The sequence below is a fragment of the Mesorhizobium sp. L2C066B000 genome (assembly GCF_000502335.1).
Lineage (GTDB): Bacteria > Pseudomonadota > Alphaproteobacteria > Rhizobiales > Rhizobiaceae > Mesorhizobium.
In genome coordinates this window covers 56,736-70,657 of the sequence record NZ_AYWZ01000005.1, presented here as the reverse complement: position 1 = coordinate 70,657, position 13,922 = coordinate 56,736, and the positions used below count along the sequence as shown (strand labels likewise).

Annotated in this window: 13 protein-coding genes and 1 riboswitch; of the genes, 9 read left to right on the top strand and 4 right to left on the bottom strand. The window is 62.7% G+C overall.

The window, feature by feature from the left end:
* Positions 1–138: 138 nt before the first annotated feature.
* Positions 139–870 carry a LuxR family transcriptional regulator gene (locus X733_RS151330; RefSeq protein ID WP_023669621.1) on the top strand — a complete coding sequence of 244 codons (732 nt, stop codon included), beginning with the start codon at positions 139–141 and terminating at the stop codon, positions 868–870.
* Positions 871–1,144: 274 nt separating this feature from the next.
* A complete protein-coding gene (locus X733_RS151335; RefSeq protein WP_023818788.1) occupies positions 1,145–1,783 on the top strand; it encodes a GNAT family N-acetyltransferase in 639 nt (212 codons plus the stop codon).
* A gap of 200 nt (positions 1,784–1,983) precedes the next feature.
* Here X733_RS151335 and ppk2 read toward each other — a convergent pair whose 3' ends face one another.
* Positions 1,984–2,889, bottom strand: a complete 906-nt coding sequence (ppk2, locus tag X733_RS151340; RefSeq protein ID WP_023818787.1) for a polyphosphate kinase 2 — start codon at positions 2,887–2,889, stop codon at positions 1,984–1,986.
* A 102-nt stretch (positions 2,890–2,991) separates the two neighbouring features.
* Between ppk2 and X733_RS151345 the strand changes: the two genes are divergently transcribed.
* The 3 genes from X733_RS151345 to X733_RS151355 all read left to right on the top strand — a co-directional run bounded on the left by X733_RS151345 (position 2,992) and on the right by X733_RS151355 (position 6,198).
* Complete coding sequence (locus X733_RS151345; RefSeq protein ID WP_023818786.1) at positions 2,992–4,257, top strand: ATP-binding protein; 1,266 nt, start codon at positions 2,992–2,994, stop codon at positions 4,255–4,257.
* A 115-nt stretch (positions 4,258–4,372) separates the two neighbouring features.
* On the top strand, positions 4,373–5,095 hold the full coding sequence (phoU, locus tag X733_RS151350) for a phosphate signaling complex protein PhoU (RefSeq protein WP_023681951.1): 723 nt from the start codon (positions 4,373–4,375) through the stop codon (positions 5,093–5,095).
* A gap of 95 nt (positions 5,096–5,190) precedes the next feature.
* Positions 5,191–6,198: a magnesium and cobalt transport protein CorA gene (locus X733_RS151355; protein ID WP_023669626.1), complete on the top strand. Its 1,008-nt coding sequence runs from the start codon at positions 5,191–5,193 to the stop codon at positions 6,196–6,198.
* A 175-nt stretch (positions 6,199–6,373) separates the two neighbouring features.
* On the opposite strand, the gene X733_RS151360 is transcribed toward X733_RS151355, so the two are convergent.
* Positions 6,374–6,892 (bottom strand): GcrA family cell cycle regulator, encoded by a 519-nt coding sequence (locus X733_RS151360; RefSeq protein ID WP_023669627.1) that lies wholly within the window; start codon positions 6,890–6,892, stop codon positions 6,374–6,376.
* 358 nt (positions 6,893–7,250) lie between these two features.
* On the opposite strand from X733_RS151360, the gene X733_RS151365 reads away from it, so the two are divergent.
* The 3 genes from X733_RS151365 (at position 7,251) to X733_RS151375 (ending at position 10,505) form a co-directional block, all read left to right on the top strand.
* Positions 7,251–8,450, top strand: coding sequence for an aspartate aminotransferase family protein (locus tag X733_RS151365; protein WP_023818785.1), 1,200 nt, complete (start codon positions 7,251–7,253; stop codon positions 8,448–8,450).
* A gap of 18 nt (positions 8,451–8,468) precedes the next feature.
* Positions 8,469–9,380: an ornithine carbamoyltransferase gene (gene argF, locus X733_RS151370; protein ID WP_023681949.1), complete on the top strand. Its 912-nt coding sequence runs from the start codon at positions 8,469–8,471 to the stop codon at positions 9,378–9,380.
* 93 nt (positions 9,381–9,473) lie between these two features.
* Entirely contained in the window at positions 9,474–10,505 is a 1,032-nt protein-coding gene (locus tag X733_RS151375) for an Hsp33 family molecular chaperone (protein ID WP_027049368.1), read from the top strand.
* Between the two features lie 186 nt (positions 10,506–10,691).
* Here X733_RS151375 and apaG read toward each other — a convergent pair whose 3' ends face one another.
* A complete protein-coding gene (apaG, locus tag X733_RS151380; protein WP_023818784.1) occupies positions 10,692–11,084 on the bottom strand; it encodes a Co2+/Mg2+ efflux protein ApaG in 393 nt (130 codons plus the stop codon).
* A gap of 221 nt (positions 11,085–11,305) precedes the next feature.
* Here apaG and X733_RS151385 point away from each other — a divergent pair, with 221 nt between their 5' ends.
* Positions 11,306–12,457 carry a ceramide glucosyltransferase gene (locus X733_RS151385; RefSeq protein WP_023818783.1) on the top strand — a complete coding sequence of 384 codons (1,152 nt, stop codon included), beginning with the start codon at positions 11,306–11,308 and terminating at the stop codon, positions 12,455–12,457.
* An 11-nt stretch (positions 12,458–12,468) separates the two neighbouring features.
* On the opposite strand, the gene X733_RS151390 is transcribed toward X733_RS151385, so the two are convergent.
* Positions 12,469–13,659, bottom strand: a complete 1,191-nt coding sequence (locus X733_RS151390; RefSeq protein ID WP_023818782.1) for an O-succinylhomoserine sulfhydrylase — start codon at positions 13,657–13,659, stop codon at positions 12,469–12,471.
* 57 nt (positions 13,660–13,716) lie between these two features.
* Positions 13,717–13,794, bottom strand: a riboswitch (SAM riboswitch).
* Between the last annotated feature and the right edge of the window lie 128 nt (positions 13,795–13,922).

The window sequence follows — 13,922 nt, the reverse complement described above, 5'->3', positions numbered from 1 at the left end:
AGTCGGCCTGGGGTTGGCGGTCGCTGGCGTTAGAAAAGCTAAGGATGTGGCTTTGCAATCCGGGGTTGATGGCTAAGTGCGGGGCAGGCACGTAGCATCGGTCTCAAGAGCGGTAGGCAACATGGGGTAGATGTTGCGATGGGTTATTTTGACCGGACACTTGAATATATTGACCGGGTGCAGCGTGCCGACACGTCGGCTGCGGTGTGCGAGCAGCTACTTAGTGTCACCTCGAATTTCGGATTGACGGCCCTGATAGCCGCAACGGTGCCGCAGCCCGGTACACCAAGCAGCCAGACGAAGGACCATGTGCTGCTCTGCGATTGGCCTAGCGAATGGCTGGAGCGTTACTTATCGCGCAACTACGTCGACCACGATCCGGTCGTCAGCCATTTGAAGCAGTTTCGGGCGCCATTCCAATGGCGCGATGCCGTTCAAAGCATGCCCGCCGACAAGAGCAGCGCCGAGGTAATGCGCGACGCCCGCCAGTTCAAGCTGCGTGACGGCCTCGCCTTCCCGCTGATCACGCTCGAAGGCCAGATCGCGCTGGTCTCGCTGGGCGGTGAGGCGGTCGAACTGTCCGAAGCCGAATTCGCAATGGTCTCGCTGGCCTCCACCTATGCCATCGGCCGCGCCATGCAGCTTCAAACGACGGCCGGCAAATCTATCGATCACATTGAATTGACGCCGCGCGAGCGCGAATGCCTGCAATGGGCGGCGGTCGGAAAATCCGAGTGGGAGATTTCGCAGATCCTCGGCATCTCGGAGCATACCTCTGAGAAACACCTTCTCAACGCCAAGAGCAAACTAGGCGCCGCCAACCGTGTGCAGGCAGTCGCCGAAGCAGTCAGGCACGGCTATATCAGCTAGGCCGGTTCTGGCGGCCCGAATTTATGGCCGCATTGTTGGCGTCATATCTTCAGAAAAGACCGGCCCCTGTCGTACTCTTGAGACGGCTAATGCTTTCTTAACGCCAAAAGCAGACTCGGCGTCGCCAACAGGGCGCACGCCATCGCGGAGGCGTTTAGACGCAGCTATATTAGCCATGTCGGCTGTGGCAGCCTGGAAATCCTTGCCAACACCTTCGCGCAATTTTTTCGGGAAAGCCCGGCCGTATCTTCCTCTTAAGCCCAGGAGACGGCTAATGCTATTTTCCCTTACCACTCAACAACTGATGGAACGTCCCGACCTATGGGAGGCCGTCCATCGCCTGCGTTACAAGGTCTTCGTCGATGAGATGCGGTGGACCGATCTCGATCGCCCGGACGGCCTCGAAATCGATCAATTCGACCATGATGAGGCCGAACACCACCTTGTCATCCGCAATGGCGAGCTTGCAGGCTATCATCGGATGCTGCCGACCACACGGCCGCATCTCCTTAGCGATGTGATGCCGGAACTCTGCGAGGGAAAGCGCCCTTCGGGACCGAATGTCTGGGAGCTAACCCGTTACGCGGTGGCGCCAGGCTTTCGCGATGGCAAGCGCGGCGTGTCTACGGTCGGCACCGAACTGATCGCCGGCTTCGTCGAATGGGGCCTTGCTCGCAATGTCGAGCAGGTCATTATCGAGGTCGAGCCGGTGTGGGTGCTGCGGACGCTGCAGTTGCACTTCCTGGCGACGCCGCTCGGTTACCAGCGCACCTATGGCAACCAGCAGGTCGTCGCCACACTGCTGACCTTCAACGAGCATACGCTGGATGTCGTGCGCTCGCGCCGCAACCATCACGCCCCGGTGTTGGCCAGGGGCACCCCCCACATGCTCGGCATGCGGCAGGCGTCGTGAGACTGTCTTCACCCGACGCGCTTTAATGCATGTCGCTCAAAGTGGCCCCGGTTTTGAGAGAACGACATGCATGAAACAAAGACCTAAAGCGCGTCGCGTGAATCCGTTCAAATGCGATGCGCTTTAGACAATGGCCACAGAGCCCACCTCCGTGTGGGGGTGGGCTCTGTAATTTCAGCCTCTGCCTACGAGGCCAGTCTCTACTTCTCGAGAAACGACGGCCCTTCGCCGACGATCTTCTTATCTTCCTTGCCGATGGCGTCGAGATCGCGCCCATCATAGGGCAGTGACAACAGGATGCGCCGCATGACGGCCAGCCGCGAGCGTCGCTTGTCATTGGCCCGCACGATGATCCAGGGCGCGAACTGTTTGTGCGTGCGCTCGACCATCTGGTCGCGCGCCTTGGTGTAGTCGTCCCATTTGGTGATGCCGGCAATATCGATCGGCGAGAACTTCCAGTTCTTCAGCGGCGACCAGCGGCGGTCGTGAAACCGTTCGAGCTGGGTCTCGCGGCCGATGTTGAGCCAGAATTTGAAGAAATAGATGCCCTCATTGAAGATCATCCGCTCGAAATGCGGCGTCTCGTCGAGGAATTTTGCATGCTGTTCCGGTGTGCAGAAGCCCATCACCGGCTCGACGCCGCCGCGGTTGTACCAGGACCGGTCGAAGGTGACGAATTCGCCCGATGTCGGGAAATGGGCGACGTAGCGCTGGTAGTACCATTGCCCGACTTCGGTCGGGGTCGGCTTGGTCAGCGCCACATTGCGCGCGGTTCGAGGATTGAGATACTGGCGCAGCACCGAGATGGTGCCGCCCTTGCCGGCGGCATCGCGCCCCTCGAACAGCGACATCACTCTGCTGCCGGTCGCCTGCAGCCAGGCCTGCGCCTTGACCAGTTCGATCTGCAGCCGCTCCAGCGTCTCGTCATACTCCTCGCTCTTCATTTTCTTGTCGTAGGGGTAGTCGCCTGCGGTCAGTTTGTGGTCCTCGATCCAGCTGGGAAGCTCGGGGTTTTCGATGTCGAACTCCCGCTCCTTGCCGTCCACCTTGATCTTCAGCGGCCCCTTTGCCGGCTCTGCGGCGGGACTTTCCTTGGCTTTTTTCATCGAGACGAACCTTTCCAGCTTGCGGACTCATGCTATGGGGGGCCTCAAATCCGGTCCAGCGGAAGTTTCGGCGGGACCGGCGCAGAAGCACGGAAAGCACGAATGGCTGACACCGGCGCAGAGCGGACAACCACGGGGCAGGCCGTCGCCGGCCGGCTGTGGAACAGCCGATGGCTGCTTGCCGCCGGTGCGATCGCCATCATGGCCGTTTATGGGTTTGCCGGTACCTCCGCCTATGTCGTCCTGGCTGCGTTGACGGTGCTGCTGGCCGCCGCGCTTCTGCCAACCGGTGGCGCCAGCCGGTCCGCTGAGACCATTGCCACGATCGAGGCGAGTGGGCTGCAGCGGCTTTCCGGCGAATATCTTGCGGCTGCCGTTGCCGATCCGCTGATCATCTTCGACCGCACCGCCACCATCGTCCACGCCAATGCCGCCGCCTTTGCCGCCTTTGTCGGTATCGCGCCCGGCCTGTCGCTGTCGCTAAAATTCCGCGCGCCGGAAATGCAGGCCTTGCTGGACGGCGTGCTGTCGGGAACCGTCGCCTCCGATGCCGTCGACTACACCGAGAAGCTGCCGGTGGAACGGGCCTATCGGGTCAGCGCGTCCTCGGTCGGCCACGCCACCGATCTCTATGTGCTGGTATTCAAGGACCAGAGTGAGACGCGCCGCATCGACCGCATGCGCGCTGACTTCATAGCCAATGCCAGCCACGAGCTGCGCACCCCGCTTGCTTCAATCTCGGGCTTCGTCGAGACGTTGCGCGGCCCGGCCCGCAACGATCCGGCGGCGCGCGAGCAGTTCCTGCAGATCATGCAGAACCAGACCGGCCGCATGGCGCGCCTCATCGACGATCTCCTGTCGCTGTCGAGGCTTGAAATGAAGCCTTACCTGAGGCCGGGAACCGAGGTCGATCTGCGCCAGACCATCGACAGCGTCATCGATTCACTAGGCCCGCTCGCCAGCGAGAACGGCGTCGTCATCGAACGCGACTACGCCGAGGGGCCGCTCGACGTGCCCGGAGACCGCGACGAGCTGTTCCAGGTGTTCGAGAATCTCTTGGAAAACGCCTGCAAATACGGCCAGCCTGGCGGACGCGTCACGGTGTCGATCGCGCGGGGCGAGGCCGGCCCGGAACCGGGCATCGATGTAACCATCAGGGACTACGGCCCGGGCATCCCGGAAGAGCACATACCGCGCATTACCGAGCGCTTCTATCGCGTCGACGTGGAGAGCAGCCGCACGCAGAAAGGCACCGGTCTTGGCCTGTCCATCGTCAAGCATATTCTGACGCGCCACAACGCCCGGCTTTCGATCAAGTCGGAGGTTGGCAAGGGCGCGGCGTTCACGGTCCATTTGCCGGCAGGCTGAGGCGGTACTATCTGCTAACTGCCTGTTTCTTCTTTCTGTCATCCGGCTAGCGTATCAGCACAGGGGTCGAGGAAACGACTCAAAAGGCCAAAGATTTAAGGAAGGCATTTCGCCCATGCAGTCCGTACACATTGTCAGCGCCTATGACGAAGAGCTGAAATACCTGGCGAAGCGCATCGCTGCGATGGGCGGCCATGCCGAGCGCATGGTCGAGCAGGCGATCCAGGCGCTGGTCAATGCCGATCCCGGCCTCGCCCAGAAGGTCATTCGTGACGACATCGTGCTTGACGATGGCCAGCGCGAAATCGACGACAAAGCCATCGTCATCATCGCCAAGCGCCAGCCCATGGCGACGGATCTGCGCGAGATCGTCGGCGCCATCCGCATTTCGGCCGACCTCGAACGGGTCGGTGACCTCGCCAAGAACGTCGCCAAGCGTGTGGTCAGCGTCATTGATGGCCGCCAGCCGACCAGCCTGTTTCGCGGCCTCGAGGCGCTGGCCGAACTCGCTTTGACCCAGCTCAAGGAAGTGCTCGACGTCTATGCCTCGCGCTCGGTCGAGAAAATAGGCTTCGTTCGCGACCGCGACGACCAGATCGATGCCATGTACACCTCGCTGTTTCGCGAGCTTTTGACCTACATGATGGAAGATCCGCGCAACATCACGCCGTGCACGCATCTGCTGTTTTGCGCCAAGAACATCGAGCGCATCGGCGACCACGCCACCAACATTGCCGAGACGATCTACTACATCGTCACCGGCGAGCAGTTGCCGGCCGAGCGTCCAAAGGGCGACAAGACCGACAAGATTGCCCTTCCGGCGCTGCCGGTGAAGTGATCGCGCGCCCCTCGAACGCTTAATCATATTGCGCTAAACTGCCCGGATGTTAGCGTCTCGGTTCCTGGCCAAGGCCAGGCGCTCAGGAGGCTGCGATGGAATATGTCCGAGAGTTCAAGCCGGCGCCGGCATCGTCCGGCATCATCGCGTCGAGCGTCTACACCGCCGGCAAGCGCATCGCCGATATACCGATCGAGGAAGCCGGCGAATGGGCCAAGAAGTCGGGCCATGTCGTCTGGATCGGGCTGCTCGAACCCGACCGCGAGCTTCTGCTGCGCGTCAAGGCGCAATTTCATCTGCACGAACTGGCGATCGAAGACGCCGAACATCCGCACCAGCGGCCGAAGATCGAGCAATATGGCGATGCGCTGTTCATCGTTGCCCGCACTGCACAGCTGATCGACGGACGCGTCACCTTCGGCGAGACGCATCTGTTCGTCGGCTCAGGCTATATCGTCAGCGTCAGGCATGGTCCCTCGACCTCATACGCCGCCGTGCGCCAGCACTGGGAAAGCTGTCCGCACTCACTGGCCAAGGGCGAGGATTTCGTCCTCTACGCCATCCTCGACTTCATCGTCGACAACTACATGCCGGTGCTAGAGCAGATCGAGGACGAGGTCGAGGCGATCGAGGACAGGGTGCTGCTGAAGCCGATGACCGGTCCCGACATCGAGCGGCTCTATATGCTGCGCCGCGATCTGTTGCGCCTGCGCAATGCGGCGCTGCCGCTGGTCGAGGTCTGCCGCCGGCTGACCAGCGCCGACCTGCCGCAGATCCATACCGCCATGCATCCGCTGTTTCGCGATGTCACCGATCATATCCGCACCGTGCAGGAAAAGATCGACAGCCTGCGCGAGGTTCTGGCCTTCGCTTTCGAAGCCAGCCTGCTGGTCGGCCAGAGCCAGGAAACCGCGAACACCAAGAAGCTGGCCTCATGGGCGGCGATCCTGGCGGTGCCGACGGCGCTCGCCGGCATTTACGGCATGAATTTCGACGACATGCCGGAACTGAAGATGCAATACGGCTATCCCGTCGTATTGGTCTCGATCGCGCTGATCTGCTCGTTTTTGTATTGGCGATTTCGGAAGAGTGGGTGGTTGTGAGGGCAGGCAGTAGGCAGTAGGCAGCAGGCAGTAGGCAGTAGGCAGTAGGCAGTAGGCAGTAGGCAGTAGGCAGTAGGCAGTAGGCAGTAGGCAGTAGGCAGTAGGCAGTAGGCAGAATAAGGTAGCGCCTCACGAGCGCTACCCCATTCCCTACTGCCCAGTCCCCAATCCCTAACTACCGGCTCCTGCGCCGCTCTGAAGCCGGCTGGAACGCCACCCTTGCGTGGTACTTGCAGTAAGGTCCGGTTTCGGCCGCCTCGTTGCCGCAGAAGTTGAAGTCTTCCGACAGCGGATCGCCATTCGGCCATTTGCAGGTGCGCTCGGTGAGATCGGTGAGCTGCAGATGCCGCGAGATCGGCACGACGACGTTTTCGACCGGGCGGATGTAGTGGCGCGCCACTGGCTCGGCGTCGAACTGCGCCTGCAGCGCGTTCGCCCCGATCGACGTCGTGACATGGCGCTGCGTGGTTGCGGCGCGAGGCACCGATTTCTGGATCGAAGATCCCTGCGTTGTCTTCTTCTGACGCGCCGGCGTCGCGGTCGAGCGTCCGCGGCCCGACAGCTTCAGCCGGTGCACCTTGCCGATGACCGCGTTGCGGCTGACCCCGCCGAGTTGTGCGGCGATCTGGCTTGCGCTCAAGCCCTCCGACCACAGTTTCCTGAGAAGTTCGACCCGCTCGTCAGTCCAGTTCATGAGACCGCGCTCCTGCTAAGTGTGCGGCAGCCGGAATCCATTCCCGACCCGGCAATCTTTGCCGGGGCAGACACCACATATATTAGGTGATTAGGTCCGCCGCACGAAATCTAGTTATTTCCCGACTACAATTACCTCATGTGTTGACTCGGTGACAAGAGTCCCAGGTGCAACACGAATCGGTTTTTTAGGTTTTCCCCAACTTGCCCGGTCGCTTATGAGCCGGCGTCTCGTCGGGAGCTGGCCACGCGCCTCTGCACGACGTTTTCGTTGACTTCATGGCCGAAAAACACGATAAGCCGCAAAGGCCGCCGCTTTGGCGGCTTTTTTGATTTTTCCGGTACCGGAGACGCATATAATGAGCGGTTCGGCGCTTTACGAGACCTTTGCCCGCGCCCCTTTGGCCTTCGATCATGGCGAAGGCACCTGGCTGGTTACCGACAAGGGCGAGCGATATCTCGATTTCGCTGGCGGCATCGCGGTCAATTCGCTGGGCCACAGCCATCCGCATCTGGTCTCGGCGCTGACCGAACAGGCGGCCAAGCTCTGGCACGTCTCCAATCTCTACGAGATCCCGGGGCAGACCCGGCTCGGCGAGCGGCTGGCTGACGCCACCTTCGCCGACAAGGTGTTCTTCACCAATTCCGGCGCCGAGGCGCTCGAATGCGCGATCAAGACGGCGCGGCGCTATCAGTTCGTCAAGGGCCATCCCGAGCGCTTCCGGGTCATTACCTTCGAAGGCGCCTTCCACGGCCGCACGCTGGCGACCATCGCCGCCGGCGGCCAGTACAAATATCTCGAAGGCTTCGGCCCCAAGGTCGAAGGCTTCGACCAGGTCGGCTTTGACGACATCGACGCCGCCGAAAAGGCGATCACACCAGAGACCGCGGCAATCCTGATCGAGCCGGTGCAAGGCGAGGGCGGCATCCGCCCGGTGCCGACGCAATCCTTGAAGCGGCTGCGGCAGCTCTGCGACCAGCACGGCCTGCTGCTGATCTTCGATGAGGTCCAGTGCGGTATCGGTCGCACCGGGAAGCTGTTCGCGCATGAATGGACCGGCGTGACGCCCGACATCATGGCGATTGCCAAGGGCATTGGCGGCGGCTTCCCGATGGGCGCGTGCCTCGCCACCGACGACGCTGTCGTCGGCATGACGGCAGGCGTGCATGGCACCACTTTCGGCGGCAATCCGCTGGCCATGGCGGTCGGCAACGCTGTGCTCGACGTCGTGCTGGAAGACGGCTTCCTCGAAGACGTCCAGCGCAAGGCATTGCTGATGAAGCAGGGCCTGGCGGCGGTCGCCGACGAATTTCCTGATGTCATCGAAGGCATCAGGGGCAGCGGCCTGATGCTTGGCCTGAAATGCGCCATGCCCAACACCAAGGTCAACATGGCGCTGCGCGACCAGCATCTGCTGGCGGTGCCGGCCGGCGACAACGTCATTCGTCTGCTGCCGCCGCTGACCGTCACCGACGCCGAGATCGGCGAAGCGCTCGATCGCATCCGCGCCGGCGCCAAGGGCCTGACCGACGCCATCGCCGCGGCCGCCGCGAAGTAATCCCGAGAACCATTCCCGATGAGCCTTCGCCATTTCACCGATCTTTCCGCCGTTTCCGAAGGCGATCTGCGCCTGATGCTGGACGATGCGGTGGTGCGCAAGGCGCGCCTCAAGGCCGGCGAACGGACCAAACCGCTCGAAGGCAAGGTGCTGGCCATGATCTTCGACAAGCCGTCGACGCGCACGCGCGTGTCCTTCGACGTCGGCATGCGACAGCTCGGCGGCGAGACCATCATGCTGACCGGCACCGAAATGCAGCTCGGCCGCTCCGAGACCATTGCCGACACCGCCAAGGTGCTGTCGCGCTATGTCGACGCCATCATGATCCGCACCACGTCGCATGAGCGGCTGCTCGAGCTGACCGAGAATGCCACGATTCCGGTCATCAACGGGCTGACCGACGACACCCATCCCTGTCAGCTGATGGCCGACATCATGACCTTCGAGGAGCATCGCGGTCCGGTTGCCGGCAAGACCATCGCCTGGACCGGCGACGGCAACAACGTGCTGCATTCGCTGCTCGAAGCTTCGGCGCGGTTCCGCTTCAACCTGAACGTCGCAGTGCCGGAAGGCAGCGAGCCGGCGCAGAAGCACATCGACTGGTCGAAGACCAATGGCGGCAAGCTGCACTTCACCCGCTCGCCCGAAGAGGCCGTCGACCAGGCCGACTGCATCGTCACCGACTGCTGGGTGTCGATGGGCCAGGAACACCGCGCCCGCGGCCATAATGTCTTCTCGCCCTATCAGGTCAATGCGGCGCTGATGGCCAGGGCCAAGCCCGACGCCCTGTTCATGCACTGCCTGCCGGCGCACCGCGGCGAGGAAGTGACCGACGAGGTCATCGACGGTCCGCATTCGGTGGTCTTCGACGAAGCCGAGAACCGGCTTCACGCCCAGAAGGCGGTTTTGGCCTGGTGTCTGGGCGCTTGATCTCCAAGCGCTTGATCCGGGGCGGCGCGATGCCTATTTGCGCCCCATCACGCAAATCAAGCGCGTTTGGACGCATGCACCCCTCCGGGCCGCATGGCCGCGCCCTGGAGCTTTGTCATGTTGGAAACGCATCAAGTGACTGAACATCACCCCAAACTCGGCGAGTTTGGCTATGCCGGCGACGATCATGTCGTGCCCTTCGAGGTAGGCCCGCTCGACGTGCGCGGCCGCACCGTGCAACTCGGGCCGATGCTCGACGCCATCCTCAACCGTCACGACTATCCCGAGCCGGTCGCCCGCCTGCTGGCGGAAGCCTGTGTGCTGACGGTGCTGCTCGGCACTTCGCTCAAATTTGAAGGCAAGTTCATCCTGCAGACCCGCACCGACGGGCCTGTCGACATGCTGGTCGCGGATTTCTCCACGCCCTCGGCATTGCGCGCCTATGCGCGCTTCGATGCCGACCGGCTGGAGGCCCTGGTGGCCGCAGGCCAGACCTCGCAGCAGACGCTGCTGGGCAGCGGCGTTTTGGCGCTGACCATCGACCAGGGCGCGCACACGCAGCGCTATCAGGGCATCGTCCAGCTCGACGGCGAGACGCTGGAAGACGCCGCGCGCACCTATTTCCGCCAGTCGGAGCAGATCCCGACCGACCTCCGGCTGTCGGTGGCCAAGCTGCTGACGCCCGGCCCCGGCGGTGCGCGCGAGCAGTGGCGCGCCGGCGGTATCCTGGCGCAGTTCCTGCCGCAGTCACCCGAGCGCATGCGCGTGCCGGACATTTCGGGCGGCGACGGCGATCCGCGTGACGTGACGCAGGAGCCGGCCGACAATTCGTGGCGCGAGCTGGTGGCGCTGCTCGGCACCATCGAGCCGACCGAGCTGATCGACCCGACCATCGGCGCCGAGCGGCTGCTCTACAGGCTGTTCCACGAACATGGCGTGCGCGTCTTCGGCGGCGTGCCGGTCGCCGACCAATGTTCATGCTCAAGGGACAAGATACGCGGCATCCTCGAGGGGTTTTCCGCGCAGGAGATCAAGGACAGCACCGAAGATGGCGGCATCCACGTCGCCTGCGAGTTCTGCTCGAAGCAGTACGACTTCGACCCGGCGGAGTTTGCAGCTCAGTAGCATCTCTTCCTTCTCCCCGTTCACGGGGAGAAGGTGCCCGAAGGGCGGATGAGGGGCAGCGCTAACTTTGGTGAATGGCCGCGCATAGCCTACGTCATGTGCGTGGAAGATAACCTCATGAGTCCGGCGGCGCCCCTCATTGCACTGCCGGGCATTTCTCCCCGTATAGAGATGGGGAGAAAACCCCTAATTCACCGTCCGCCGCGTCCCCGGCAGATCCAGCGAAAACGCGGGAATAGCGACGTCGAACGTCTCGCCCTTTTTGTTGCGCATGGTGTAGTGGCCGACCATGATGCCGGAGGGCGTCGAGAGCGGGCAGCCTGACGTGTATTGATAGCTGTCGCCCGGATTGAGCTCAGGCTGGTCGCCGACCACGCCGGCGCCGCGCACTTCCTCGATCCGGCCGCTGCCGTCGGTGATGTGCCAGTAACGCGACATAAGCTGCACGAAATCGTCCGACTGGTTGTCGATCGTCACCTGGTAGCCCCAGACATAACGGTTCTCCGCCGGGTCCGAGCGGTCCTCCAGGTAGAACGGTCTGACCTGCACTTCGATGTTGCGCGTGACGGCGCGATACATGGGCTGCTCCGGTTGCGCGGCAAGGAACATTTGTCGCGCTATGCGGTTTGATACGCGCACAACGGCATGTCCTGCCAGCCTCAAAGCGGAGGTGCCGACAAACAATGTCATTTAAGTGACACATGACAGTGTTGGTGTGCGCAAACCTTGCCGGCGACTCAAGGCCCATCTGTCGACTGACAAAGCAGCCGCGAGCGGCCTTTCCGGAGTGACCAGATCTCATGGAACCAGCTCTCACAGCCGCCTTCGCTTCCTCCGCTTTGCTTCTTTCCAATCTCGCCAGCATCCTGCTTGCTTCGTCGAAACTGCAAGCGCGTCGCCTTATCCCTCCGCCGTCCGACGAGCAGCCACCGGTCTCGATCGTCGTGCCGTCGCGCGGCGTGGAGCCGTTCACACAAGAGACGCTGCAGCGAGCCTTCTCGCTCGACTGGCCGCGCTACGAACTGATCTTCTGCGTCGCTCACGCCGACGATCCCGTCGTCAAACTGATAAACAGGGCGATCGTCCTGTTTCCCAACGTGCCGGCCCGGCTGCTGATCGGCGACGACCGCGTCAGCAGCAACCCGAAGCTCAACAACTGCGTCAAGGGCTGGGAAGCGGCGCGCAATCATTGGGTCATTCTGGCGGATTCCAACGTGCTGATGCCTAGGGATTACGTCCAGCACCTGATGGCGGCCTGGGGGACCAATACCGGGACTATCTGCTCGACGCCGATCGGCTCGCGGCCGGATGGCTTCTGGGCCGAGGTCGAATGCGCGTTCCTCAACACGCTGCAGGCGCGCTGGCAATATGCCGGCGAGGCGCTTGGCCTCGGCTTTGCCCAGGGCAAGAGCATGCTGTGGAACAAGCCGATGCTCGATACCAATGGCGGTATCCGCGCGCTGGCCGCCGAGATCGCCGAGGATGCTGCTGCAACCAAGCTGGTCAACGGACTGGGCCTGCGCGTCAATCTCGTTGCCTCGCCTTTCGAGCAACCACTGGGGCAGCGCCGACTTGCCGACATCTGGTCGCGTCAGGCGCGCTGGGCGCGGTTGCGCCGCGTCACTTTCCCGCTGTTTTTCGCACCCGAGATCCTGACCGGCGTCGCCGTGCCGTTGGCGTTGGCGCTGGTGGCGGCAGCAAGTGCCGGCGTCAGCCTGCCGGCCACGGTGTTGGCCGTGCTGGCGGCGGCCTACATTCCCGAATGCGCGCTGGCCGCGGCCAAGGGCTGGCACCTGTCGCTGCGCATGGTCCCGGCGATGATGGTGCGCGACATGATGCTTCCCGCCATCTGGGCGCGCGGCTGGCTGAGCGGCGCCGTCGACTGGCGCGGCAACATCATGACCATCGGCACCAAGACGGCCGAACTGGAAGAGGTTTCGTCGGGAGCGTGACGCCTCGCGGCCTATCCGGCTGCCTTCAGCGCCTGCGCAACGTCCTCCAGCAGATCGTCCGTATCCTCAAGACCGACCGACAGCCTGAGCGTTCCCGGCCCGATGCCAAGCTCGGCGCGAGCTTCGTCGCTGAGGTTCTTGTGGGTGGTGGTCGCCGGATGGGTGATCAGGCTCTTGGCGTCGCCGAGATTGTTGGAGATCAGCACGATGTCGAGCGCGTTCTGCAAGGCGAAGGCCGCCTGCTTGCCGCCCTTGACGTCGAGGCAGATTAGCGTCGATCCGCCTGTCATCTGCTTCTTGACGATGTCGGCCTGCGGGTGGTCGGCGCGGCCGGGATAGATGATGCGGGCGATTTCCGGCCGTCCTGCCAGGAAATCCGCGATCTTGGCCGCGCTTTCAGTCTGCTGGCGCACCCGAACTGGCAGCGTCTCCAGGCCCTTGAGCAGCGTCCAGGCGTTGAACGGCGACAGGCTCGGGCCGGTGTGGCGGAAATAGTCGTGCAAATTCTCGTCGATCCATTTCTTGTCCGACAGGATGATGCCGCCGAGACAGCGTCCCTGGCCGTCAATGTGCTTGGTCGCGGAGTAGACGACGATATGGGCGCCGAGGTGCAAGGGCTTCTGCTGCAAGGGCGTGGCGAAGACATTGTCGACGATCAGCCTGGCGCCGATCGAGGTGGCGAGCGCCGCCACCGCTGCGATGTCGACCACTTCCAGCGTCGGATTGGTCGGGCTTTCCAGGAAGAACAGTTTCGTGTTCGGCCGCACCGCCTTTTCCCAGTTGGCGATGTCGGTGCCGTCGACCAGCGTTGCCTCGATGCCGTATTTCGGCGCCAGCGTCTCCACCACCCAGCGGCAGGAGCCGAACAGCGCGCGCGCCGCAACGATATGGTCGCCGGCCTTGGCGCTGCACAGGAGCGCTGCCGTCACCGCCGCCATGCCGGACGCCGTGGCGCGCGCATCTTCGGCACCCTCCAGCGCGCACATGCGCTTTTCGAACATGTCGACGGTAGGGTTGGCATAGCGCGAATAGATGAAGCCCGGCTCCTCGCCCTTGAAACGGGCCTCGGCAGCCTGCGCCGTCTCGTAGACATAGCCTTGGGTGAGGTACATCGCTTCGGACGTCTCGCCGAACTGGGAACGCAGCGTTCCCCCGTGCACGAGTGCGGTCTGAGGTTTCCAGTTACGCTTCTTGGTGCTCATCGCTTTTGTTCCAGACACAAAAAAACCGGCCGCGAAAGTCGCAACCGGTCCATATGGCCTTGCGGCCCGACGGTCCTTTAGCGACTTGTTTAACGTGGCTGCAAGCCGACCGGCCAAATCACCACGGGATAACGACCCTTTAGACCTCACCTGCGCTTGCGTCAATTGCCGGCTTCATTAAGAGGTTTGTACCAGGCAGGTTCCGCAATAATATCCAGCGGTTTTGCGGCAAGAACCTGCCACAAAGAGACCGACCTTGGAGC

Coding starts and splice junctions, on each gene's coding strand:
- X733_RS151330 (WP_023669621.1), top strand. CDS start 139: ATGGGTTATTTTGACCGGACACTTGAATATATTGACCGGGTGCAGCGT.
- X733_RS151335 (WP_023818788.1), top strand. CDS start 1,145: ATGCTATTTTCCCTTACCACTCAACAACTGATGGAACGTCCCGACCTA.
- ppk2 (WP_023818787.1), bottom strand. CDS start 2,889: ATGAAAAAAGCCAAGGAAAGTCCCGCCGCAGAGCCGGCAAAGGGGCCG.
- X733_RS151345 (WP_023818786.1), top strand. CDS start 2,992: ATGGCTGACACCGGCGCAGAGCGGACAACCACGGGGCAGGCCGTCGCC.
- phoU (WP_023681951.1), top strand. CDS start 4,373: ATGCAGTCCGTACACATTGTCAGCGCCTATGACGAAGAGCTGAAATAC.
- X733_RS151355 (WP_023669626.1), top strand. CDS start 5,191: ATGGAATATGTCCGAGAGTTCAAGCCGGCGCCGGCATCGTCCGGCATC.
- X733_RS151360 (WP_023669627.1), bottom strand. CDS start 6,892: ATGAACTGGACTGACGAGCGGGTCGAACTTCTCAGGAAACTGTGGTCG.
- X733_RS151365 (WP_023818785.1), top strand. CDS start 7,251: ATGAGCGGTTCGGCGCTTTACGAGACCTTTGCCCGCGCCCCTTTGGCC.
- argF (WP_023681949.1), top strand. CDS start 8,469: ATGAGCCTTCGCCATTTCACCGATCTTTCCGCCGTTTCCGAAGGCGAT.
- X733_RS151375 (WP_027049368.1), top strand. CDS start 9,474: ATGGCCGCGCCCTGGAGCTTTGTCATGTTGGAAACGCATCAAGTGACT.
- apaG (WP_023818784.1), bottom strand. CDS start 11,084: ATGTATCGCGCCGTCACGCGCAACATCGAAGTGCAGGTCAGACCGTTC.
- X733_RS151385 (WP_023818783.1), top strand. CDS start 11,306: ATGGAACCAGCTCTCACAGCCGCCTTCGCTTCCTCCGCTTTGCTTCTT.
- X733_RS151390 (WP_023818782.1), bottom strand. CDS start 13,659: ATGAGCACCAAGAAGCGTAACTGGAAACCTCAGACCGCACTCGTGCAC.